Source organism: Erythrobacter sp., from assembly GCF_011765465.1.
Lineage (GTDB): Bacteria > Pseudomonadota > Alphaproteobacteria > Sphingomonadales > Sphingomonadaceae > Erythrobacter.
This window is the reverse complement of the sequence record NZ_CP050265.1, coordinates 492616-511762: the sequence shown is the minus strand read 5'-3', so window position 1 is coordinate 511762 and position 19147 is coordinate 492616. Positions and strand designations below refer to the sequence as shown.

Sequence of the window (19147 nt, the reverse complement as noted above, 5' to 3'; positions counted from 1 at the left end):
AGCAGACACGACCGATTGACATGATCGTCCAGGGCTTTGATAGCTGGGACCCCAAAGAACCGGCTGCGCTAGTTACGAGCAGGTGCCGTTGGGCTCGTGTTGTACAGCACAGAAGGGGGTAATCATGAGTGAGTGGCGGGCCAGGATGTCGCGCGTTCGCGCTTTATTAAAGACAGCTCTCGGCAAGCAAGCTGGCTTCTTCATCCAGTACGATTTCGCAAACACGGTGGAGCGCTTGGAGTTCTACCCTGCTTTTGCGAAGAAGTGTGCGCAGGCTGATCTTGATCCGATTTTGGCGATGCTGGACTCTGAGCCGGTTCGAACCGATCCGTTATTTCGCGATAGAACAGGACATCTCGACACTCTCGATGCCTTGATTGACTATGCGATGGTGCGTTGGAGCAAGCCTCAGCGCATAGTCGAGATCGGGTCCGGACGTTCAACTCACATCTTGAATCGCGCAGTTACGGACAATGGAACCGGTCAAATCGAATGTATCGACCCTGCTCCGCGCCTCGATATTGCTGAGCTGCCTGTTAAACTGCATAGACGGGTTTTGACCAAGGATGATGTGGACATTGTTCTCTCTCTTGAGGCGAATGATATTCTCTTCATCGACAGCAGTCACATTCTCCAGCCCGGCACAGATTGTGACATAGAGTTCAACATTATGTTTCCCGAACTCAAGTCCGGTGTCATCGTACACGTCCACGACATTTTTCTCCCTTTCGCGTATCCCCCCAAATGGAAAGATCGCAACTGGAACGAAGCTTGCGGATTGGCCCCGTGGGTGCTTTCGGATGCTTTCGAGGTGCTTTTCCCGACCTATTATGCAACTCAGGAAAGACACGACGAACTTTATCAAGCCATGCCGGATTATACGCGCCGCGGCCCATATGCTGGCGGATCGTTTTGGATGCGAAAGCGATAGGTTGCGATTGCGAGGATACGTCCGGCGACTTTTCCAGTGACCGCTTTGGGGTGGTTAGCGGAAAGTCGGCTTTCGGCTCTCTGCCCTCGAAAACCCGCCACCGTTTCCTACCTCCGCCGCGCCCGCTAGTCTTCGCACCGCTCCTTCGCATAGTCGACCACGCCGCGCGCGGGCCTTCGCGCTGAAAAGGCTCCGCTTCCCCTGTCCGTCCGGTAGGTGGAACGGGCGATAAACAGTTGTTATAGTGGAATTATTAGACAAGTTGGAAAGTTGACAGGGTGTCACCTTTGTCCGCTTAAGGCGCGAAACGCCCCGCGAAGGCGCGCCCTCGCTCAGGCGCCCTCGCCCTCATACGCCTCGACGATGCGGCCCACGATCGGGTGGCGCACCACGTCGGCGGCGGTGAAGCGGATCGTGCCGAAGCCTTCGACCCCTTCGAGCCGCCCAACCGCGTCGTTCAGCCCGCTCATGTTCGGGCCGCCGGGAATGTCGACCTGGCGCGGGTCGCCGCAGATCACCATGCGGCTGTTCATCCCGAAGCGGGTGAGGAACATCTTCATCTGTTCGCGCGTGGTGTTCTGCGCCTCGTCGAGGATCACGAAGGCATCGGCCAGCGTGCGCCCGCGCATGAAGGCGATGGGCGCGATCTCGATCTCGCCGCTCATGATCCGGCGTTCGACCTGTTCGGGCGGCATACAGTCGTAGAGCGCGTCGTAGAGCGGGCGCAGGTAGGGATCGACCTTGTCCTTCATGTCGCCGGGAAGGAAGCCGATCTTCTCCCCCGCCTCGACCGCCGGGCGCGAGAGGATCAGGCGCTGGACGCTGCCGGTCATCAGCTGGCTCACAGCCTGCGCGACCGCGAGATAGGTCTTGCCCGTCCCCGCCGGGCCCAATGCGAAGATGATGTCGTCGCGCTGCAGGCTTCGCATGTAGGCGATCTGGGTGGCCGAGCGCGGCACGATCGTCTTGCGACGGGTGCGGATCATGATCGGCGGCTCGTTCGTCTCGCCCGAGATGATGCCTTCCAGCGTCGGCTCGTTCGACATGGCGATGAGCGATTCGATCGCGCCGGCATCGAGGTCCTGCCCCATGGCGAGGCGGTCATACATGGTCTGCAGCGTGTCGCGGGCGCGCGCGACATTATCCTCCGGCCCCTCGATCATGACCTTGTCGCCGCGCGCGTGGATGAACACGCCGAGGCGGTTTTCGACCTGGACGAGATTGGCGTCAAACTGTCCGAACAGGGGGCCGAGCAGCGACTGGTTCTCGAAGGAGAGCTCCGCCTGCGCGCGCCGGGGGACGGCATTGCGGGGAGGATCGGGCGAAATCGCCGGATCGGCTGCGCGGGATGGTCGTCGGCCCATAGGCTCCTTCGCGGTTGGACTCGCGGCTTGGACCGTCAAGGTAAGGCGCGTGAGGGCAATGGCAAGCGGGGGACCGTCGCGCGGCGGTGGAAAGTCATCCGCGCGACACGCGGCCGTCGCGGTTTCGTAACCGGCGAAGCCACGTCAGGCGAGCGCGTTTTCCATCAGGAGCCCGCGCATCGAATTCGGCCCTGCCTCTGCGAGTTCGACGGTAACGATGTCGCCGATTGCGGCATCACCTTCGAACCATACGCTCTGCAGCCACGGCGACTTGCCGAGCCATTGGCCGGGATGCTTGCCCTTGCGCTCGACGAGGACGGTGCAGGTCTGGCCCACGCTCGCTTCATTGAAAGCGAGCTGGTCGCGATTGAGCCGGGCCTGTAGGCGCTGGAGCCGCTCGTCCATGACTTCGCGCGGAAGCTGGTTCTCCATCGTCGCGGCGGGCGTGCCGGGGCGCGGGGAATACTTGAAGCTGAAGGCGTGGGCGTAGCGGACCTCGTCCACGAGGCTGAGCGTTTCCTCGAATTCAGCCTCGCTCTCGCCGGGAAAGCCGACGATGAAATCGCCCGACAGCGCGATGTCGGGGCGCGCCGCGCGGAAGCGCTCGAGGAGCTTGAGGTAGCTTTCAGCCGTGTGCTGGCGGTTCATGGCTTTCAGCACCCTATCGCTCCCCGCCTGCACGGGCAGGTGGAGGTAGGGCATTAGCTTGTCGACCTCGCCGTGGGCTGCGATGAGGTCGTCTTCCATGTCGTTGGGGTGCGATGTGGTGTAGCGGATGCGTTCCAGCCCGTCGATTTCGGCGAGCGCGCAGATGAGCCCGGAAAGCCCCACCGCGCGGCCCTTGTCGTCCTCGCCGGACCAGGCGTTGACGTTCTGGCCGAGCAGCGTGATCTCCTTCGCGCCTGCCTCGACCAGCCTACGAGCTTCCTCACCGAGGTCGCTGAAGGGACGCGAGATTTCCGCGCCGCGGGTATAGGGCACGACGCAATAGGTGCAGAACTTGTCGCAGCCCTCCTGCACGGTGAGGAAGGCATTGGGCGCGCGCTTTTTACGCTGCGGCAGCGCATCGAACTTGGCGATGGCGGGCATATCGGTGTCGGTCGCGCGCTCGCCCTTCACCGCGCGGTCGAGCATTTCGGGCAGGCGATGATAGGCCTGCGGGCCGACCACCATGGAGACCGCCGGAGCGCGCGCCATGATCTCCTCTCCCTCCGCCTGCGCGACGCAGCCGGCGACCGCGATCAGGGGCTTGGAGCCGTCTTCCTTCTTCAGCCGGCCGATGTCCGAATAGACCTTCTCGGCGGCCTTCTCGCGAATGTGGCAGGTATTGAGGACGACGAGATCCGCCTCCTCGCCTTCCGCCGCAGGCCGGATGCCGCGCGCGCTGAGCAACTCGCCCATGCGCTCGCCGTCATAGACGTTCATCTGGCAGCCGAAGCTCTTGACCCGGTAGGTCTGGGGGGGCGTTTGCCGTTTCATGAGCGCGCGCCCTTAGCGCCAATGGGCTGCGCGTTCAACAAATCGCAGACCATCGAAGCCCCCTGCTTCCGCGTGAACCTGCGGTGTCGTCAGGAAACGCTCGCCTTGACGATCTTGCCCGGGTTCGCCGGCGGCTCGCCCTTGGGCAGGGCGTCGACGTGTTCCATGCCGCTCTCGACCTGGCCCCAGACGGTGTACTGCTTGTCGAGGAAGGTCGCGTCGTCGAAGACGATGAAGAACTGCGAATTCGCGCTGTCCGGGTTAGGCGTGCGGGCCATCGAGCACACGCCGCGCACGTGCGGCTCGTCGCTGAATTCGGCCTTGAGGTCGGGCCGGTCGCTGCCGCCCGTGCCGGTCCCGGTCGGATCGCCGCCCTGCGCCATGAAGCCTGGGATCACGCGGTGGAAGACGACGCCGTCGTAGAAGCCCTCCTTGGCAAGCTCGGTAATCCGCTCGACATGACCCGGCGCGAGGTCGGGGCGCAGCTTGATCACGACATCGCCGCCCTCCCCGTTGCCGGTGTCGAGCGTGAGGGTGAGGGTCTCATTGGCCATGCGTGAATCTCCCGTTTGAAATCGGCGCGCAGGTATAGCGGCCATGACGCGCCTGTCACCCCGCAGCACCTTGCTTTTCCAAGCCCTGTCCCTAGACCGGGGCGCATGGTCGACCCCTCCGACAACACGTCCGAAAGGGACGCCGTGCTGCTGGCCGATGCGCTCGAGGACGACGTGCGTCCCGACGACCGCATCGACGACGAGCGCCACGACGAGGAAAACCGGCTCAAGCCCGAATATGTCGGCGCGGTGCGCGAGGCGCTGGAGGAAGGCGACAAGGGCGCGGTCTACGACCTCGTCGAGCCGCTCCACCCGGCGGACATCGCGGACCTTCTCGAACTGCTCGACCGTAGCGAGCGCGAGGAGCTGGCGAGCGCGATCACCGACCTGATGACGGTCGAGGTCATCGCCGAACTCAACGATTTCGTGCGCGGCGAGATGATGACCGCCCTGCCCGCGCAGGCGGTGGCGCTGATCGCGCAGCAGCTCGAAACCGACGACGCGGTGCAGCTGCTCGAAGACCTCGACGAGGAGGATCAGCGCGCGATCATCGCCAACCTGCAGCCCGAAACGCAGGTGGTGGTCAATTCGGCGCTGTCCTATCCCGAAGAGACCGCCGGGCGCCTGATGAACCGCCACGTGATGGCGGTTCCGGAGCACCTGACGGTCGGCGACCTCATCGACTACCTGCGCGAGAACGGCGATTTCACGCACGACTTCCACGAGGTCTTCGTGATCGACGCGGCGCATCACCCGGTGGGCTCGTGCGCGCTCAACTGGATTCTCACAGCGCCGCGCTGGGTCAAGCTCACCGACATCATGAAGCGCGACCAGACGCTTATCCCGGTCACGATGGACCAGGAGGAGGTCGCGCTGATGTTCCAGAAATACGCGCTGATCTCCGCCGCCGTGGTGGACGAGAGCGGGCGGCTGGTAGGCCAGATGACGGTCGACGACGTCGTGCACATCATCTCCGAGGAAGCGGGCGAGGACGCCCTGCTGATGTCGGGCGCGGGCGACGGCGACATCAACGAGCCGATCCGCGAAGCCTATTCGAGCCGCGTGCGCTGGCTGGTCGCCAATCTCGGCACGGCGGTGGTCGCGAGCGCGATCATCGCCCTGTTCGGCGCGGCCATCGAGCAGCTGGTCGCGCTCGCCGTGCTGATGCCGATCGTTGCCAGCATCGGCGGCAATGCGGGCACGCAGACGATGGCGGTCTCGGTCCGCGCGATCGCGACGAACCAGCTGACGAGGTCGAACACGCGGCGGATATTGTGGCGCGAGATGCGCGTCGCGCTGCTCAACGGGGCGACGGTCGCGGTGCTGATCGGGATCGCGGCGGGACTTCTTTTCTCGCCCATGATGGGCGCGGTGATCGCGGCGGCCATGGTCATCAACATCGCAGTCGCGGGGCTTGCGGGCGTGCTGGTTCCGGTGATCTTCGAGCGGCTGGGGCAGGACCCGGCGGTCGCCTCCAGCGTGTTCGTCACGATGATTACCGATTCGATGGGCTTCTTCGCCTTCCTAGGTTTGGCAGTGGCAAGCGGGCTCGCCTCGCTCTAGCTCCTTCGCTCCATCAGGAGAGGGAGTGAGGGAATGGGACGGGTTTCTGGCAAGGTGGTGCTGCTGACCGGCGGCGCGATGGGGCTTGGCAAGGCCGCGGCGAAGGCGCTGGTGGCCGAGGGCGCGAGTGTCGTCATCACCGACATCGACGAGGCCGCGGGCCGCGCGACGGCGCAGGATCTCGGCTGCGGTTTCATCCAGCAGGACGTGACCGACTGGGACCGCTGGCTCGAAGTCATCGACGAAGTCGAACGCGACCACGGCCGGCTCGACGTGCTGGTGAACAACGCCGCGATCACCGTCTTCGGCTCGATCATGGACATCGGCGTGGAGGATTTCCGCCGCTGCTACACCGTCGATGTCGATTCGATCTTCATGGGCTGCAAGGCAGCGATCCCGCTGATGGCGAAATCGGGCGGCGGGTCGATCGTCAATTTCTCGAGCGCCGCCGGGAACAAGCCGAGCGCGGACCTCGTCGCATACAACAGCGCCAAGGCCGCCGTGCCGATGCTGACCAAGTCGATCGCGCTGTGGTGCGCGCGCGAGCAGAACGGCATCCGCGTGAACTCGGTCCAGCCGGGGACGATCCTCACCCCCAATGTCGAAAGCGTCATCGCCGGGACACCCGATCCCGATGCCACGCGCGAAGCCTTCAGCATCGCCCAGCCGGTCGGCCACATGGGCGAGCCCGAGGACATTGCGCACTTGATCGTCTATCTCGCCAGCGATGAAAGCCGCTTCGCCACCGGCGCGCCCTTCATCGTGGACGGCGGCCTGTCGATCGCTTGACCGCGCCCGAGCGGTCGCCACATTGGCGTTCATGCCGCTTCACATGACCAAGATCGCTTTCGGGGCGAAGAGCTATGCCGACCTTGCAGGCTGGTACGAGGGCCGCAAACGGATCGCGCTCACCACCCGCTATCGCCCCAAGCGGGCCGATGAACTGGTGGGCGGCTCGCTCTACTGGATCCTCAACCACCAGCTCGTCGCGCGTTCGCGCATCCTGGGCTTTTCGGAAACGAGCGACGGGCGCTGGAACATCGACCTCGAACCCAAGCTGATCCGCGTCCACCCTCGCCCGAAACGCGCGCACCAGGGCTGGCGCTATCTCAAGGGCGAACCGCCGCGCGACCTCGCCGAGGGCGAGGACATCGGCGACACCCTGCCCGGCAAGCTTGCGGCGAAGCTCGAAAAGCTGGCGCTGATCTAGGCTGCCGCGGTCTCGCGGTCGCCGTCGACGCCCCTGCAGCAGACATAGGACACGCCCGCGAAGATCAGGTTCACGCCCACGAGGATGCCAAGAAAGGCGATCGACAGCCCCGTTGCCATGCCGAAGAACAGCATCACCCCGATCAGCAGCGACAGCAGGCCGGAGGCGAGGAACAGCCACCACGCCCCTTCGGGCCTCAGGCGGAGGGCGAGCATCAGCCGCGCGACCCCGTCGGCGGCGAAGAAGGCGCCGAGCATGATCGCGAGGGTGAACATTCCGGCAAGCGGGTCAGCGAGGAAGAACAGGCCGCCCGCGACATAGAGCAGGCCCAGCAGCGCCGTCAGCGCGCGACCCTTCCACCCCTTCGCGCGGAACGCATGGGCAAGCGTCAGCACCCCGCCGATCAGCAGCGTGATCCCGACCAGCAGATTGACCGACAGCGCCACCGCAAGCGGGAATACGAGCGCCCCAGCCCCGGTCAGAACCAGCAGCACGCCGAGCGCGATGAACCAGCCGCGCCCCAGCTCGCCCTGCTTCGGGATGGCGCGGGTCGGATCGGGCATCGCACCGACGACGGGGTCGGTCGTGTCGCTCCGCGGGGGCGGGGTCTGCTCGGCCGGGTTTGTATCGGCATCCGAAGGCGTGCCGGTGGTGGCATCGCTGGCAGTCGTGTTCATGGCTCTCCTCCCATGCGTCCTCTCGCGGCTATTCTTGCCGCTTGTCCTTGCACTGAAACGCACGGACGTGCGGTTTGTGTCCCGGCCCGTAACGCTCGGAACATCGCCCCGGCCCCGGCCATTGGTCTCACAAAGGAGAGACATCATGCCCGAACGCCAGAGCCGCCAGCCCGACAACGACCTCATCGACGAGCTGACCGAGGGCGAAACCCCTTCGCAGTCCGGCTCATCGGGAGGCGAGGTCAATCGCCGCGTCGGCAAGCGCGACGAGACGAAAAGCGCGAGAGATCCCGACAATCGCGAGCCCGAAATCGGCTCCGACAATCCCGAGGACGATGCGCGAAAGGGTCCGAAGACCATGCACAAGATCAAGCAGGGCAAACAGGACGACTGACGCTACTGAGGCGTTGCAATGCTGCTCGCCCGGTTACTTCTCACCGCGACGGCGCTGGGCTTCGGCCTGGCGCCGTTCGTAACCGACCTGTCGATGAGCCATGCCTTCAATCCGGATTGGCCCGCCCATGCCCGGTTTCACACCGTCTGGCTGGTGCTGGTGCTCGCCGCGCTGGCACTGGTGATGCTGGTCATGACCTGGCGCGGAAAGCCCGCCGATGCGCGGGCCAATCTCGCGGTCGCGGCGGCGATCGGCTGGACAGCGCTCGCACCCTTCGGCCTCGCCGCGCTAGCCATGCCAGCCTATGGCGGCGCGCTTGCGGGGAGGGAGCACGAGATCCTCGTTTTCGGTGTGAACAGCAACCTTATCGGATTCGGGGTGGGGGCTGCGATGCTCGCCGCCGCGACCTGGCTGGTCATGCGCCGCAATTAGGCTCGGAACGGTGTGGACGCGGAGGAGGTCCCCGCCGAAACGCTCTTCGACCCAGCGATCGAGATCGCGGTAGTGAAAGTCGAGCGCCCCAGACGCAAAACGTGGCGAGCGCGATCATCAGAGGATCGAACTCCACGCCCGCTGCGCCTAGCCCGCCGCCCGGCTCTTTTCCGCCACCCGCCGCAGCGCATTGACATAGGTTTCCGGAGCCTGCGCGCCGGCGATCAGGAACTTGCCGTTGACGATCATCGCGGGGACGCCGGTAATGTTGAGGTCCCACGCCTGCCGCTCCTCGGCCAGAATGCGCGCTTCGAGATCGGAGTCTTCCAACGCCGCCTTCGCCGCCTCGCGGTGGAGGCCGACACTCGCCGCAATGTCGAGCAGCCGCGCGCGGTCGGACAGGTCGGCTCGGTGGTTGAAGTGGGCCTTGAACAGGGCGAGCTTGAGCTCCGTCTGTACCTGCGGTCCCGCCTGTTCGAGCGCGAAACCGAGCAGCTTGTGGCAGTCGCGCGTGTTCCACATCATCGCCGGCGGCGCTTCGCCCCCGTCCCCGTCGGCGCCCTCATACGACAGCGATACGCCCGCGCTTGCCGCGATTTCCTTCATCCGTCCGCGCACCGCCGCGCCCTCTTCCGCCGAACGTCCGTATTTGCGCTGCAGGTGCGCTTCCTGCTCCTCGCCCTCCTTCGCCATGTCGGGATTGAGTTCGAAGGGCCGCCAGCGCACCTCGGCTTCGATTTCACCTTCGAGCTCGGCCAGCGCCTTGGTCAGCTGGCCGTAGCCGATCGCGCACCACGGGCACACGACGTCGGAATAGATGTCGATGGTCAGTCGGTCGGTCATCGGTCGAGCCACCATGTGATGAGGCGATGGGCGATCGCGAATTTCTGCGGGAAGATCAGCAGTTCGTTGCCCTCCGCCCCCGCGCGGCGCGCGTCTTCGAGCTCCTCGCGGGTGAACCAGCGCGCATCGTCGAGCTCCGTCTCGTCGATGGTCAGCGTCGGATCGTCGGCAATGCTCGTGCAGCCGATCATCAGCTGGCTCGGAAACGGCCAGGGCTGACTTGCAAGATAGCGCACGTCGCGCACCGCGACACCCGCTTCCTCCTGCACCTCGCGCGCGACGGCTTCCTCGATCGTCTCGCCCGGTTCGACGAAGCCCGCGAGCGCGGAATACATCCGCGGCGGGAAGCGCGGCTGGCGACCGAGGAGGAGCTTGTCCTCGTGCTCGACCAGCATGATCGTGACCGGGTCGGTGCGCGGGAAATGCTGCGCGCCGCAATTGTCGCAGTTCCGCTGCCAGCCGCCCTTCGCAAGCTTCGTGGGCGAGCCGCAATTGGCGCAGAACCGGTGCCGCGCGTGCCAGTCGACGAGGCTCCTCGCCCCGCCGTAAAGCGCGAGATCTTCCGGCTGGAGCATCTGCATCGCCTGCCACGCTCGCGGCATGGCGGGGCCGGAAAAGCCGTCCATCGGCACGGGCGCGAAGTGCGCCTTGTCGTCGATCAGGCCGAGGAAGACGAGCTCGGCATCTTCCGCAACGTCGGCGATGGTATGCCACAGCAGCCGCCCCTCGTCGTCGAATTCGGGCAGCAGGCCGTCGAGGTTCATCACCCGCGCGCGCCAGTTCATCAGGTTGCCGAGCGCGGCGGGATCGGTGCGGATATGGTCCGCCCGGTCGATCGGCGAACCGGCGAAGGCGATCGGGGCTCCGGCGGGCGAATCGGCAGGCGCGGGATAGGACATCAGGCCGCCTTCTTGCCGTTGATGCCTTCAAGGTCGGCCTCGAGCGCGGCGAGGAACTCCTCGCGCACGGGATAGGCTTCGCTCGGCATATATTGCGTGAACAGCGTGGTGCGAAGGCCGAGGCCGTAATCGACCGCGGCGATCGTGCCCGCGGCGCCGCCCCAGCCCCAGGTCCGCCCGCGCACGCGCCCGCCCGCGCCATGCCCTTCGTTTTCCGACCAGGATCCGGTCTTGTCGACCGTGGCGGGTATGAGATCGGACGTGCCCACGCGCACAGCGAGTTCGCCCATCACGCGCTTTCCTTCGAACATCCCGTGATTGAGCACCATGTTGAGGAAACGGTCGTAATCGCGCGGGGTCGAAACGAGGCCCGAACCGCCCCACAGGATCGGCGGTTGCTCGGCGAAGATCGAATTGCTCGCAAGGTCGAGCGGCAGCGGCGTGCCGTTGAGAATGCCGTAATTCGTGGTGAGGCGGGAAACCTCGCTTTGCGGCACGCGGAAGAAGGTGCTGGTCATGCCGAGCGGGCCGAAGAACCGCTCCTGCAGGAAGGCGTCGTAACTCTGCCCCGAGACGACTTCGATCACGCGGCCGAGCACGTCGAGCCCGAAGGAATAGCTCCACTTGGTCGCGGGCTGGTACATCAGCGGGATTTCGGCGAGCCGGTCGGCGAAGGCTTCCAGCCCCGGCGCGGGCGTCACGTCGGGAAAGCCCGGGATCGGCATCTTGCTGACCTGCCCGCTGACGACGCCCGCGTCGCGATAAGCCTGCTGGAGCGGACCCTTCGAGACGATGTCGTAACCGAGGCCGGAAGTGTGGGTCATCAGCTGACGGATCGTGATCGGCCGGATCGCGGGTTCGACCCGGTCGAGCGGGCCTTCGGGATCGAGCAGCACCTGCATATCCCGAAAGACGGGCAGGATGTCGTGCAACGGCTGGTCGAGGCCCAGCTTGCCCTCGTCCACCAGCGTCATAGCCGCCATGCCGGTGATCGGCTTGGTCATCGAATAGATGCGATAGAGCGAATCCTCATCCGCCTGAGCCGTGCCGCCCGCGGTAAGAGTGCCGCGCGCAACAAGGTGGGCGTGCTCGTCCTTCCGCCAGCCGAAGGTCAGGAGCATGTTGGCGAGCTTGCCCTTGGAGACATAGCGTTCGGCGAGCGCGGCAACATTGGGCCAGCTTTCCGATACGTCGTGCGCGGTCAGAACGCGGCCGAAAGGCAGGCCCGAAAGCGCGGCGGCGGCAGCGCCGTATCCGGTGAGGCGCAAGAGCGAACGGCGCGAGACATCGGGGGAATCGAAATCGCGAAAAGCCATGGGCGAAGAATCTCCGGCAAATGCAGCTGATTGGTCCCGGTGCTGTGTGCGGGACTCGGGCCGAAGGGTCAATCGGCTGCTTGGCAGAGCCGCCTTGCGCCGCGCGAGTGTGCTATCTATATAACACACATGCTCAACGCCCTCGCCTATCTCGTCGGCCTTCTCAGCCTCGTCATCGTCATCCCGGCGCAGCTTCCGCTGCTCGGCGCGGCCAACTGGATCGCGCTGCCGATCATCGTGCTCGGGGTCGTCCTCGGCGCACTGTCGTCGCAGGACGGGGGACGCAATTTCTGCCTCGTCGTGCTGCTGATCGCGGTCGTGCGGCTGATGCTGGGCGGTGGTATCTTCTAGTCTTCGCGCGCGAGCGCGAGCCGCGCCGCCTTGACATAAAGCGTCGGCAGGCCCGCCTCATCCAGCCGCTCCACCGGCCACCATTCCCCCTCGCCCCCGGGCTCGCCCTCGATCCGCCGCACCGAAAGCGTGAGGTGTGCGTGGGTGAAGGTGTGGCGCACCGCGCCGAGCTCTTCCGCTACGCCCGTCACCGGAGCCTCGCCCGACCCGTCGGCGCGCGCCGACCAGCCATCGTCGGGCAGCGCACGCATCCCGCCGAGCATCCCCCTCCCCGGCCGCGTTACGAGCCAGACCTCCGCGCCCGCCCCGTTCACGCGCTCGATCCAGAAGGCGGTCCCGCGGCGTTCGGGCTTGGCCTTCTTCGGCGGCTTGACCGGCAGGCTTTCGGCAATGCCCTGCGCGCGCCCTTCGCATTGCGCCGAAAGCGGGCAAAGCAGGCATCGCGGCGCTTTCGTGGTGCAGACCTGCGAGCCAAGGTCCATCATCGCCTGCGCAAAATCGCCCGCTCGGGCATCGGGCGTGATCGCCTCGGCGCGCTGGCGGATCGCCTTGCGCGCGCCTGGCAGCGGCTCGGCAATAGCGAAGAGCCGCGCCGCCACCCGCTCGACATTGGCATCGACCACCACGGCGCGCCGTCCGAAGGCAATCGCGGCGATCGCGGCAGCGGTGTAGGCGCCGAGGCCGGGGAGCGCGCGCAGTTCTTCCTCGGTATCCGGAAAGCCGCCCCGCGCCGCGACTTCCCGCGCGCATTTGACGAGATTGCGCGCGCGCGAATAATAGCCCAGCCCCGCCCATGCGGCCATCACCTCGTCCTCGCCCGCCGCCGCGAGCGCCTCGACCGTGGGCCAGCGCCGCGTGAACGTTTCGAAATAGGGCTTCACCGCCGCCACAGTGGTCTGCTGGAGCATGACCTCCGACAGCCACACGCGATAGGGCCACGCCGGGTCGTTCGGCAGCGGTTCGCCGGGGGGCAGACGCCACGGCAAGGCGCGGGCGCTGCGGTCGTACCAGTCGAGAAGCGCGTCGGAGATGCTGGCGGTCACGCCTGGCCTATGGCATGGCCCGGCCTGTCATGGGAACAGGCAGCGAGAAACCGAAGGCGAAGGGCGTGAAGAAATCCGCCCAGCCCTATCAGCGCCCGCGCGGCGGCGGGGCGAAGGCGATCGGCGACCTCATGCCCGAAATCGGCCGCACCGCCTTTCGCCGCTTCGGCTTCGTGCAAAGCTCGGTCGTCACCCGCTGGCACGAGATCGTCGGCCCCCAGCACGCACGGGTATGCAGCCCCGAGGCGATCCGCTTCCCGCCCGGCGAGCGCGCCGAAGGCACGCTGCAGCTCGTCGTCGCGCCCGCCCATGCCCCGCTGATCCAGCAGGTCACCCCGGAGATCATCGAGCGGGTCAACCGCTTCTTCGGCTACCGCGCGGTGGCGCGGGTGAAGATCCGGCAAGGCGCGGTTAAGGCTCCGTCTGCTGACAGGCCGGCAAAGCCGCCGCCTTCGCTCAAACCCATCCCGATGGAACTGGGCGACAGCCTGCGCGATATCGGCGACCCGGAACTGCGCACCGTGCTCGAATCGCTCGCGCGCAGTTTCGACGCGAACGAGCAGACCAGGAAGGACGAAACGTGAAAGCGATAGTGACCGCACTCGCCGCCGTAGCCGCCGCCGCGCTGGGCGTGCCCGCTGCGGCGCAGGAACAGGACCTTTCCAACCCGGACAGCGATTTCGTCGACACCACACCGAAGAAAGCCTGGCAGGCCGAGATCGCGCGGACCGAGCGCGGATTTCTCATCGGCAATCCCGATGCCGAGGCGCGGCTGAGCGAATTCATCAGCTACACCTGCCCCCATTGCGCCGATTTCGCGAAACAGGCGGGCCCTTCGATGGACCTCGTCCTCGTCGCGCCGGGCAAGCTCGGGGTGGAAGTGCGCCCGGTGATCCGCAACTGGCTCGACATGACCGTGACCCTGCTCGCCCAGTGCGGCGATCCGGCAGGCTTCAAGGACCGCCACCGCCTGTTCCTCTATACGCAGGACGAGTGGCTTTCGCGCGCGGCCAATGCCCCGCAAAGCCAGCAGGCCGCCTGGGCGCGCGGAACGGCGCAGGCGCGGCTCAGCGCGGCGCGCGCGCTCGATCTCGACGACACGCTGGCGAACCGGGGCATGAGCCTGTCCGAAATCAACGCCTGCCTGATGGACGATGCGGCGGCCAAGCGGCTGGTCGACAACAGCAATGCCGACCGCGCCGAACTGGGCATCCGCGGCACGCCGAGCTTCGCGCTCGACGGCGCCCTGCTCAAGGGCGTGCATGACTGGCAGGCGCTGCGCGGCGTGCTGGCGGCGGCCTATGGGCCCGAAAGCGCCTCCACGGGCACGGGAAGCGAATAAGGCCCCGTTCAGGCCGCCTGCCCACATATTTGTGCACAAGTGCGCCCTGCCCCGCTATTGAGCGCGCGATGCGACCCTGTAACCTTTCGCCAGTGACAAGGACTGTTTCCGAGATGAATTCGACCCGCTTTTCGTTCCGCCGCCTGCTGGCCGTCGCCCCGCTCGCCCTCGCGCTTGCCGCGTGCGGCGGTGAGGAAGGCGATACCGCCGCAAGCACCTCCGGCCCGATCGATCCGATCGCCGCGCCCGAAGGCACGTCGTGGACCGATACGGTGACGCTGTCGGAAGAAGGCGGCTTCGTGCTCGGCAACCCGGATGCGCCCATCAAGCTGGTCGAATACGCCTCGCACACCTGCGGCCATTGCGGGACTTTCTCGGCAGAGGGCAAGCCGCCGCTCAAGCAGGATTACATCTCGACCGGGGTGGTAAGCCTGGAACAGCGCGAGGTCTTCCTCAACTTCATCGATCCGGTCCTCGCCACGCTCGTCCAGTGCGGCGGGCCGGAGCGCGCCCATGCTCTCTCGGACGAGGTCTGGGCCAATCTCGGCCAGGTCATGGCCGGCGTCCAGCAGAACCCCGAGGCGATCCAGGCCACCGGCAACCTGCCCGACGACCAGCGCCTCGTCCGGATCGCAGAGCTTGCGGGTTTCATCGATTTCTTCGCGGCGCGCGGACTTCCTGCCGACCAGGCGCGGATGTGCCTGTCGGATTTCGACACGGTGAAGGCCATGGTCGAACAGGCCGAAACGGTCGCCCAGGAAGACGAGATCACCGGCACGCCGACCTTCTTCGTCAATGGCAAGCGCGTGGACGGCACGGTCTGGGCTGCGGTCGAACCCGCGCTCCAGAACGCCGGCGCGCGGCCGGCCGAGTAAGCGAAACGCGTCGATGGAGATCAGCCGGCTCAAGCTCAGCGGTTTCAAGAGCTTCGTCGAGCCGGCTGAACTGCGCATCGAGCCGGGCCTGACCGGCGTCGTCGGGCCGAATGGCTGCGGCAAGTCCAACCTGCTCGAGGCGATCCGCTGGGTGATGGGCGAGAACAGCCCCAAGTCCATGCGCTCGGGCGGGATGGAGGACGTGATCTTCGCGGGCACTTCAACCCGTCCCCCGCGCGCCTTCGCAGAAGTCGTGCTTCACGCAAAGGACGATGCGGGCGAGGAACTGGTCGTCACCCGCCGGATCGAGCGCGGGGCGGGCAGCGCCTACCGCGTCAACGGGCGCGACGTGCGGGCGAAGGACGTGGCGCTGACCTTCGCCGATGCCGCGACCGGAGCGCATTCGCCCGCGCTCGTCAGTCAGGGCAAGATCGCGCAGGTGATCGCCGCCAAGCCCGCCGAACGCCGCGCCATGCTCGAGGAAGCGGCGGGGATCGCGGGGCTCCACGTCCGGCGCAAGGATGCGGAGAGCAAGCTGCGCCAGACCGAAGCCAACCTCGCCCGGCTGGAAGACCTCATGGCCGGGCTCGACGCGCAGATGAATTCGCTGCGGCGGCAGGCGAAGCAGGCCGAACGCTACAAAGCGCTCTCGGAAGAAATTGCGACTTCCGAAGCGCGCTTGCTGTTCGCGCGTTGGCGCGACGCGGCGCACTCGGCCAAGGAAGCGCGCGCCGCTGCGCAAGGCGCCGAGGCGCGCGTGGCCGAGGCGCAAGGCGCAGTGGCCGAGGCGCAGAAGGAACAGGCCGAGGCGGCCAAGGCTCTTGCGGCCGCGCGCGACGAACTCGCCGACCGCCGCGACGATGCGAGCGCGCACGGGCACCGCATGGCCGCCCTGTCCGAAAAGCTCGAAGCCGCCGAGGCGCGGCTGAAAGACCTCACACGCCAGCGCGAACGGCTCGAAGCCGACCGCGAGGACGCCGACCGGCTGACCACCGACGCGGTCGAGGCGCTGTCCCGCCTCTCCCGCGAACTCGAGGAGAGCCGCAAGGCGGTCGAGGAGGCCGAGGCAGCGCGGCCCGAAATCGCCGAAGCCTCCGAAAAGGCCGAGCGCGCGAGCCGCGCCGCCGAACTCGCACTGGCGAAAGCGACCGCCGACCACGCCGGGGTCGAGGCCGAATGGCGCGTCGCCGAAGCGGCGATCGAACAGGCCGAGGCACGCCTCGCCCGGCTCACGGCGGAGCGCGAGCGGCTGGACCGGACCCGCGCCGAACTGGCAGGCGGCGAGGATCTCGACGCTGCCGTGCGCGACGCGCGCGAGGCGGCGGAAGAGGCGGCCGGCGAAGTCGCCCGGATGCGCGAGCGGATCGAGGCCGAGCAGGCGCGCAAGGCCGAATTGCAGGCGGCGCGCGACGAGGCGTCGACCGCGCTCGCTGCTGCAAAGGCCGAATTGGCGGGGATCGAGCGCGAACACAACGCGCTGGTCCGGGACCGCGAGGCGCGCGAGAAGCGTGAGAAGGGCCGCGCCGGGCTTCCGCTGGCGCTCGATCGGGTCGCGGTCGCCAAGGGTTATGAGCGCGCTCTCGCCGCGGTGCTGGGGCGCGATGCCAAGTCACCGCTGGGCGCGCCGGAGGCTGGGGCCGAAGGGCGCTTCTGGACGGGCAGCAAGGCGCCGGAGCCGGTCGCAGGCAGCCTGCTCGCCCATGTGACCGATTGCCCCGCCGAGCTCGCCGCCCGGCTCGCGCTGGTCCATGTCGCTGAGGAAGACGACGGGCGCGCCCTCGCCCCGGGCGAATGGCTGGTGACGAAAGCGGGCCACTTGCGCCGGTGGGACGGCTTCGTGGCGCGCGGGGAAGGCTCGGCGGAAGCCGCGCGGCTGGAAGCGGCGAACCGGCTGGCGGAACTGGAAGAACAGCTCCCCGCCTTGCGCGCGGCCGCGCAAGATGCCGCCGCGACCGAAACCGCCGCGCGCGAGGAATTGTCCGCGCTGCAATCCGCGCTTGTCGCGCTCGAACGCGACCTTGCCGGGCGGATCGAGGCCGAGCGGCAAGCGTGGCGCGCTCTCGATCAGGCCGAGGCGGCGAAGGAGCGGATCGCCGCGCGCCTCGCCGAACTGGCGGAGAGCGAAGAAGATCTCGCCGAGCAGCTTGCCGCCGCCGAGGCTGAGGTCGAAGCCGCACAGGCGAAGCGTGCCGAACTGCCGCCGCCCGATGCGGGCCGCGCCGCGCTCGAGGCGGCGCAGGCGAAGAACGAGGCGGCGCGTTCCGCGGTCCAGTCCACCCTCGCCCGCCTCGCCTCGCACGACCAGTCACTCGCGGTCGCGCGCGAGCGGCTTGCAGCGCAGAAATCGGACCATGCGAGCTGGCAGGCGCGCTCTTCCGATGCCGCGCGGCGGATGTCGGAGGCGGCGCGGCGGCTCGAGGAAATCGAGGAGGAGCGCGCCGTCCACGCCGCCAAGCCCGCCGCGCTGATGGCCGAGATCGAACAGGGCGATGCGGTGCGCGAACGGCTGGCAAAAGACCTCGCCGCAGCCGAGGAGGCGATGCAGCTTGCACAGGACGCGCTCGGCGATGTCGAGCGCGTGCTGGCCGATGCGACCGAAGCGCTGGCGCAGGCGCGCGAGGGCCGCGCGACGCTCGCCGCGCGGGCCGAGAACGAGGAAGCCCGCCGGAGCGAAATGGCGCGCGTCTCGGGCGAACGCTTCCAGTGCCCGCCCCCGCTATTGGCGGAGAAATTCGGTTTCGCTGAGGACGATGTGAAGCCGGCAAGCGAGGAATCCGAAGCGCTCGACAAGCTCGTCGCCAGCCGCGAGCGGATCGGCCCGGTCAACCTCGTCGCCGCCGAGGAACTCGCGCGGATCGAGGAGGAGCACGGCACGAACGCGAGCGAACAGGCCGAACTGACCGAAGCGGTCGCCCGGCTGCGCGGCTCGATCGGGAATCTCAACCGCGAAGGCCGCGAGCGGCTGCGCGCCGCTTTCGAGGAAGTCGACGGCCATTTCCGCATCCTGTTCACCCGCCTGTTCCAGGGCGGGCAGGCGCACCTTGCTCTCGTCGATTCGGACGATCCACTCGAAGCCGGGCTGGAGATCTACGCCCAGCCGCCGGGCAAGCGGCTGCAATCGCTCTCCCTCCTTTCGGGCGGGGAACAGGCGCTGACCGCGACCGCGCTGATCTTCGCCCTGTTCCTGACCAATCCCGCGCCGATCTGCGTTCTCGACGAGGTCGACGCGCCCTTGGACGATGCCAATGTCGAGCGGTTCTGCGACCTGCTCGATTCGATGGTCCGCACGACCAGCACGCGCTACCTCATCGTCACCCACAACGCGGTCACGATGAGCCGAATGCACCGCCTGTTCGGGGTTACGATGGCGGAAAAGGGGATTTCGCGCCTCGTCAGCGTCGACCTTGGCGAAGCGGAGCTGATGGCGGCGGAATAGGCGTTCAGGCTTCGAGCGCGCGGGCGAGCCTGTCGCGCACGCGTTTCAGCCCGGCCAGCGTTTCGGCGAGTTTGGGCGCAGCCTCGGGGCCGGGCCCGCCCGGCGATTGCGTTTCGGCGGAAGCCCGCCGGTCGCCCGCGCGGCGTTCGCCCCCGCGCCGACGGTCATATTCGGATTTCGTCTGCGCGCGCAGCACCGCTTCGGCCCCCTTCAGCGTGTAGCCTTCGCGGTTCACCAGCCGGTCGATCGTCTCGACCAGCGCGACATCGCTTTGCCGGTAATAGCGCCGCCCTCCGCTGCGTTTCAGAGGTTTGAGCAGAGCGAATTGCTGTTCCCAGTAGCGCAGCACGTGCGGCTTGATCCCGAGCGCCTCGGACACCTCGCCGATGGTGCGCAGCGCGCCCTCATCCTTGCCGTCCTCGAACTGCGCCATGCGCG

20 protein-coding genes are annotated in these 19147 nt (G+C 67.1%); 11 read left to right on the top strand and 9 right to left on the bottom strand.

Annotation, left to right across the window (positions count from 1 at the left end; all coding sequences use genetic code 11):
• Positions 1–124 precede the first annotated feature (124 nt).
• The gene (locus tag G9473_RS02435) at positions 125–931 is read left to right on the top strand and encodes a class I SAM-dependent methyltransferase (RefSeq protein ID WP_291135644.1); all 807 of its coding nucleotides are present in this window, start codon (positions 125–127) and stop codon (positions 929–931) included.
• Between the two features lie 332 nt (positions 932–1263).
• On the opposite strand, the gene G9473_RS02430 is transcribed toward G9473_RS02435, so the two are convergent.
• From G9473_RS02430 to G9473_RS02420, 3 genes are all read right to left on the bottom strand, one after another.
• Positions 1264–2295 (bottom strand): PhoH family protein, encoded by a 1032-nt coding sequence (locus tag G9473_RS02430; protein ID WP_291135642.1) that lies wholly within the window; start codon positions 2293–2295, stop codon positions 1264–1266.
• 144 nt (positions 2296–2439) lie between these two features.
• Positions 2440–3774 (bottom strand): tRNA (N6-isopentenyl adenosine(37)-C2)-methylthiotransferase MiaB, encoded by a 1335-nt coding sequence (gene miaB / locus G9473_RS02425; protein WP_291135640.1) that lies wholly within the window; start codon positions 3772–3774, stop codon positions 2440–2442.
• Positions 3775–3863: 89 nt separating this feature from the next.
• Complete coding sequence (locus tag G9473_RS02420; protein WP_291135638.1) at positions 3864–4328, bottom strand: peptidylprolyl isomerase; 465 nt, start codon at positions 4326–4328, stop codon at positions 3864–3866.
• Between the two features lie 105 nt (positions 4329–4433).
• Here G9473_RS02420 and mgtE point away from each other — a divergent pair, with 105 nt between their 5' ends.
• The 3 genes from mgtE to G9473_RS02405 are packed head-to-tail and all read left to right on the top strand — an operon-like array spanning position 4434 to position 7101.
• Entirely contained in the window at positions 4434–5891 is a 1458-nt protein-coding gene (gene mgtE / locus G9473_RS02415) for a magnesium transporter (RefSeq protein ID WP_291135636.1), read from the top strand.
• Positions 5892–5924: 33 nt separating this feature from the next.
• On the top strand, positions 5925–6680 hold the full coding sequence (locus G9473_RS02410) for a glucose 1-dehydrogenase (protein WP_291135634.1): 756 nt from the start codon (positions 5925–5927) through the stop codon (positions 6678–6680).
• 31 nt (positions 6681–6711) lie between these two features.
• Positions 6712–7101: a DUF1489 domain-containing protein gene (locus G9473_RS02405; RefSeq protein ID WP_291135632.1), complete on the top strand. Its 390-nt coding sequence runs from the start codon at positions 6712–6714 to the stop codon at positions 7099–7101.
• Here G9473_RS02405 and G9473_RS02400 read toward each other — a convergent pair.
• On the bottom strand, positions 7098–7778 hold the full coding sequence (locus G9473_RS02400) for an HdeD family acid-resistance protein (protein WP_291135630.1): 681 nt from the start codon (positions 7776–7778) through the stop codon (positions 7098–7100). The two genes, G9473_RS02405 and G9473_RS02400, sit on opposite strands and share 4 nt — an antisense overlap.
• Before the next feature lie 145 nt (positions 7779–7923).
• Between G9473_RS02400 and G9473_RS02395 the strand changes: the two genes are divergently transcribed.
• Positions 7924–8172 carry a hypothetical protein gene (locus tag G9473_RS02395; protein WP_291135628.1) on the top strand — a complete coding sequence of 83 codons (249 nt, stop codon included), beginning with the start codon at positions 7924–7926 and terminating at the stop codon, positions 8170–8172.
• Positions 8173–8190: 18 nt separating this feature from the next.
• Positions 8191–8604, top strand: a complete 414-nt coding sequence (locus G9473_RS02390; RefSeq protein ID WP_291135626.1) for a DUF6640 family protein — start codon at positions 8191–8193, stop codon at positions 8602–8604.
• Positions 8605–8751: 147 nt separating this feature from the next.
• On the opposite strand, the gene G9473_RS02385 is transcribed toward G9473_RS02390, so the two are convergent.
• Genes G9473_RS02385 through G9473_RS02375 form a run of 3 tightly spaced genes read right to left on the bottom strand, consistent with a single transcriptional unit; the run spans position 8752 to position 11662 of the window.
• Entirely contained in the window at positions 8752–9447 is a 696-nt protein-coding gene (locus G9473_RS02385) for a DsbA family oxidoreductase (protein WP_291135624.1), read from the bottom strand.
• Complete coding sequence (gene nudC / locus G9473_RS02380) at positions 9444–10346, bottom strand: NAD(+) diphosphatase (protein WP_291135621.1); 903 nt, start codon at positions 10344–10346, stop codon at positions 9444–9446. Before nudC ends, G9473_RS02385 begins: the two co-directional genes overlap by 4 nt.
• Positions 10346–11662, bottom strand: coding sequence for a serine hydrolase (locus tag G9473_RS02375; protein ID WP_291135619.1), 1317 nt, complete (start codon positions 11660–11662; stop codon positions 10346–10348). The genes nudC and G9473_RS02375 overlap by 1 nt, the downstream gene beginning before the upstream one ends.
• Before the next feature lie 129 nt (positions 11663–11791).
• On the opposite strand from G9473_RS02375, the gene G9473_RS02370 reads away from it, so the two are divergent.
• Positions 11792–12013: a hypothetical protein gene (locus G9473_RS02370; RefSeq protein ID WP_291135617.1), complete on the top strand. Its 222-nt coding sequence runs from the start codon at positions 11792–11794 to the stop codon at positions 12011–12013.
• On the opposite strand, the gene G9473_RS02365 is transcribed toward G9473_RS02370, so the two are convergent.
• Positions 12010–13056, bottom strand: coding sequence for an A/G-specific adenine glycosylase (locus tag G9473_RS02365; protein ID WP_291135615.1), 1047 nt, complete (start codon positions 13054–13056; stop codon positions 12010–12012). The two genes, G9473_RS02370 and G9473_RS02365, sit on opposite strands and share 4 nt — an antisense overlap.
• 29 nt (positions 13057–13085) lie before the next feature.
• Between G9473_RS02365 and G9473_RS02360 the strand changes: the two genes are divergently transcribed.
• The 4 genes from G9473_RS02360 (at position 13086) to smc (ending at position 18709) form a co-directional block, all read left to right on the top strand.
• A complete protein-coding gene (locus tag G9473_RS02360) occupies positions 13086–13640 on the top strand; it encodes a DUF721 domain-containing protein (protein ID WP_291138174.1) in 555 nt (184 codons plus the stop codon).
• Positions 13637–14398: a thioredoxin domain-containing protein gene (locus tag G9473_RS02355; RefSeq protein ID WP_291135613.1), complete on the top strand. Its 762-nt coding sequence runs from the start codon at positions 13637–13639 to the stop codon at positions 14396–14398. The genes G9473_RS02360 and G9473_RS02355 overlap by 4 nt, the downstream gene beginning before the upstream one ends.
• 92 nt (positions 14399–14490) lie before the next feature.
• The gene (locus G9473_RS02350) at positions 14491–15273 is read left to right on the top strand and encodes a thioredoxin domain-containing protein (RefSeq protein WP_291135611.1); all 783 of its coding nucleotides are present in this window, start codon (positions 14491–14493) and stop codon (positions 15271–15273) included.
• Between the two features lie 13 nt (positions 15274–15286).
• Positions 15287–18709, top strand: coding sequence for a chromosome segregation protein SMC (smc, locus tag G9473_RS02345; RefSeq protein WP_291135609.1), 3423 nt, complete (start codon positions 15287–15289; stop codon positions 18707–18709).
• A gap of 4 nt (positions 18710–18713) precedes the next feature.
• Here smc and G9473_RS02340 read toward each other — a convergent pair whose 3' ends face one another.
• Positions 18714–19142 carry a MerR family transcriptional regulator gene (locus G9473_RS02340; RefSeq protein ID WP_291135607.1) on the bottom strand — a complete coding sequence of 143 codons (429 nt, stop codon included), beginning with the start codon at positions 19140–19142 and terminating at the stop codon, positions 18714–18716.
• Positions 19143–19147: the final 5 nt, after the last annotated feature.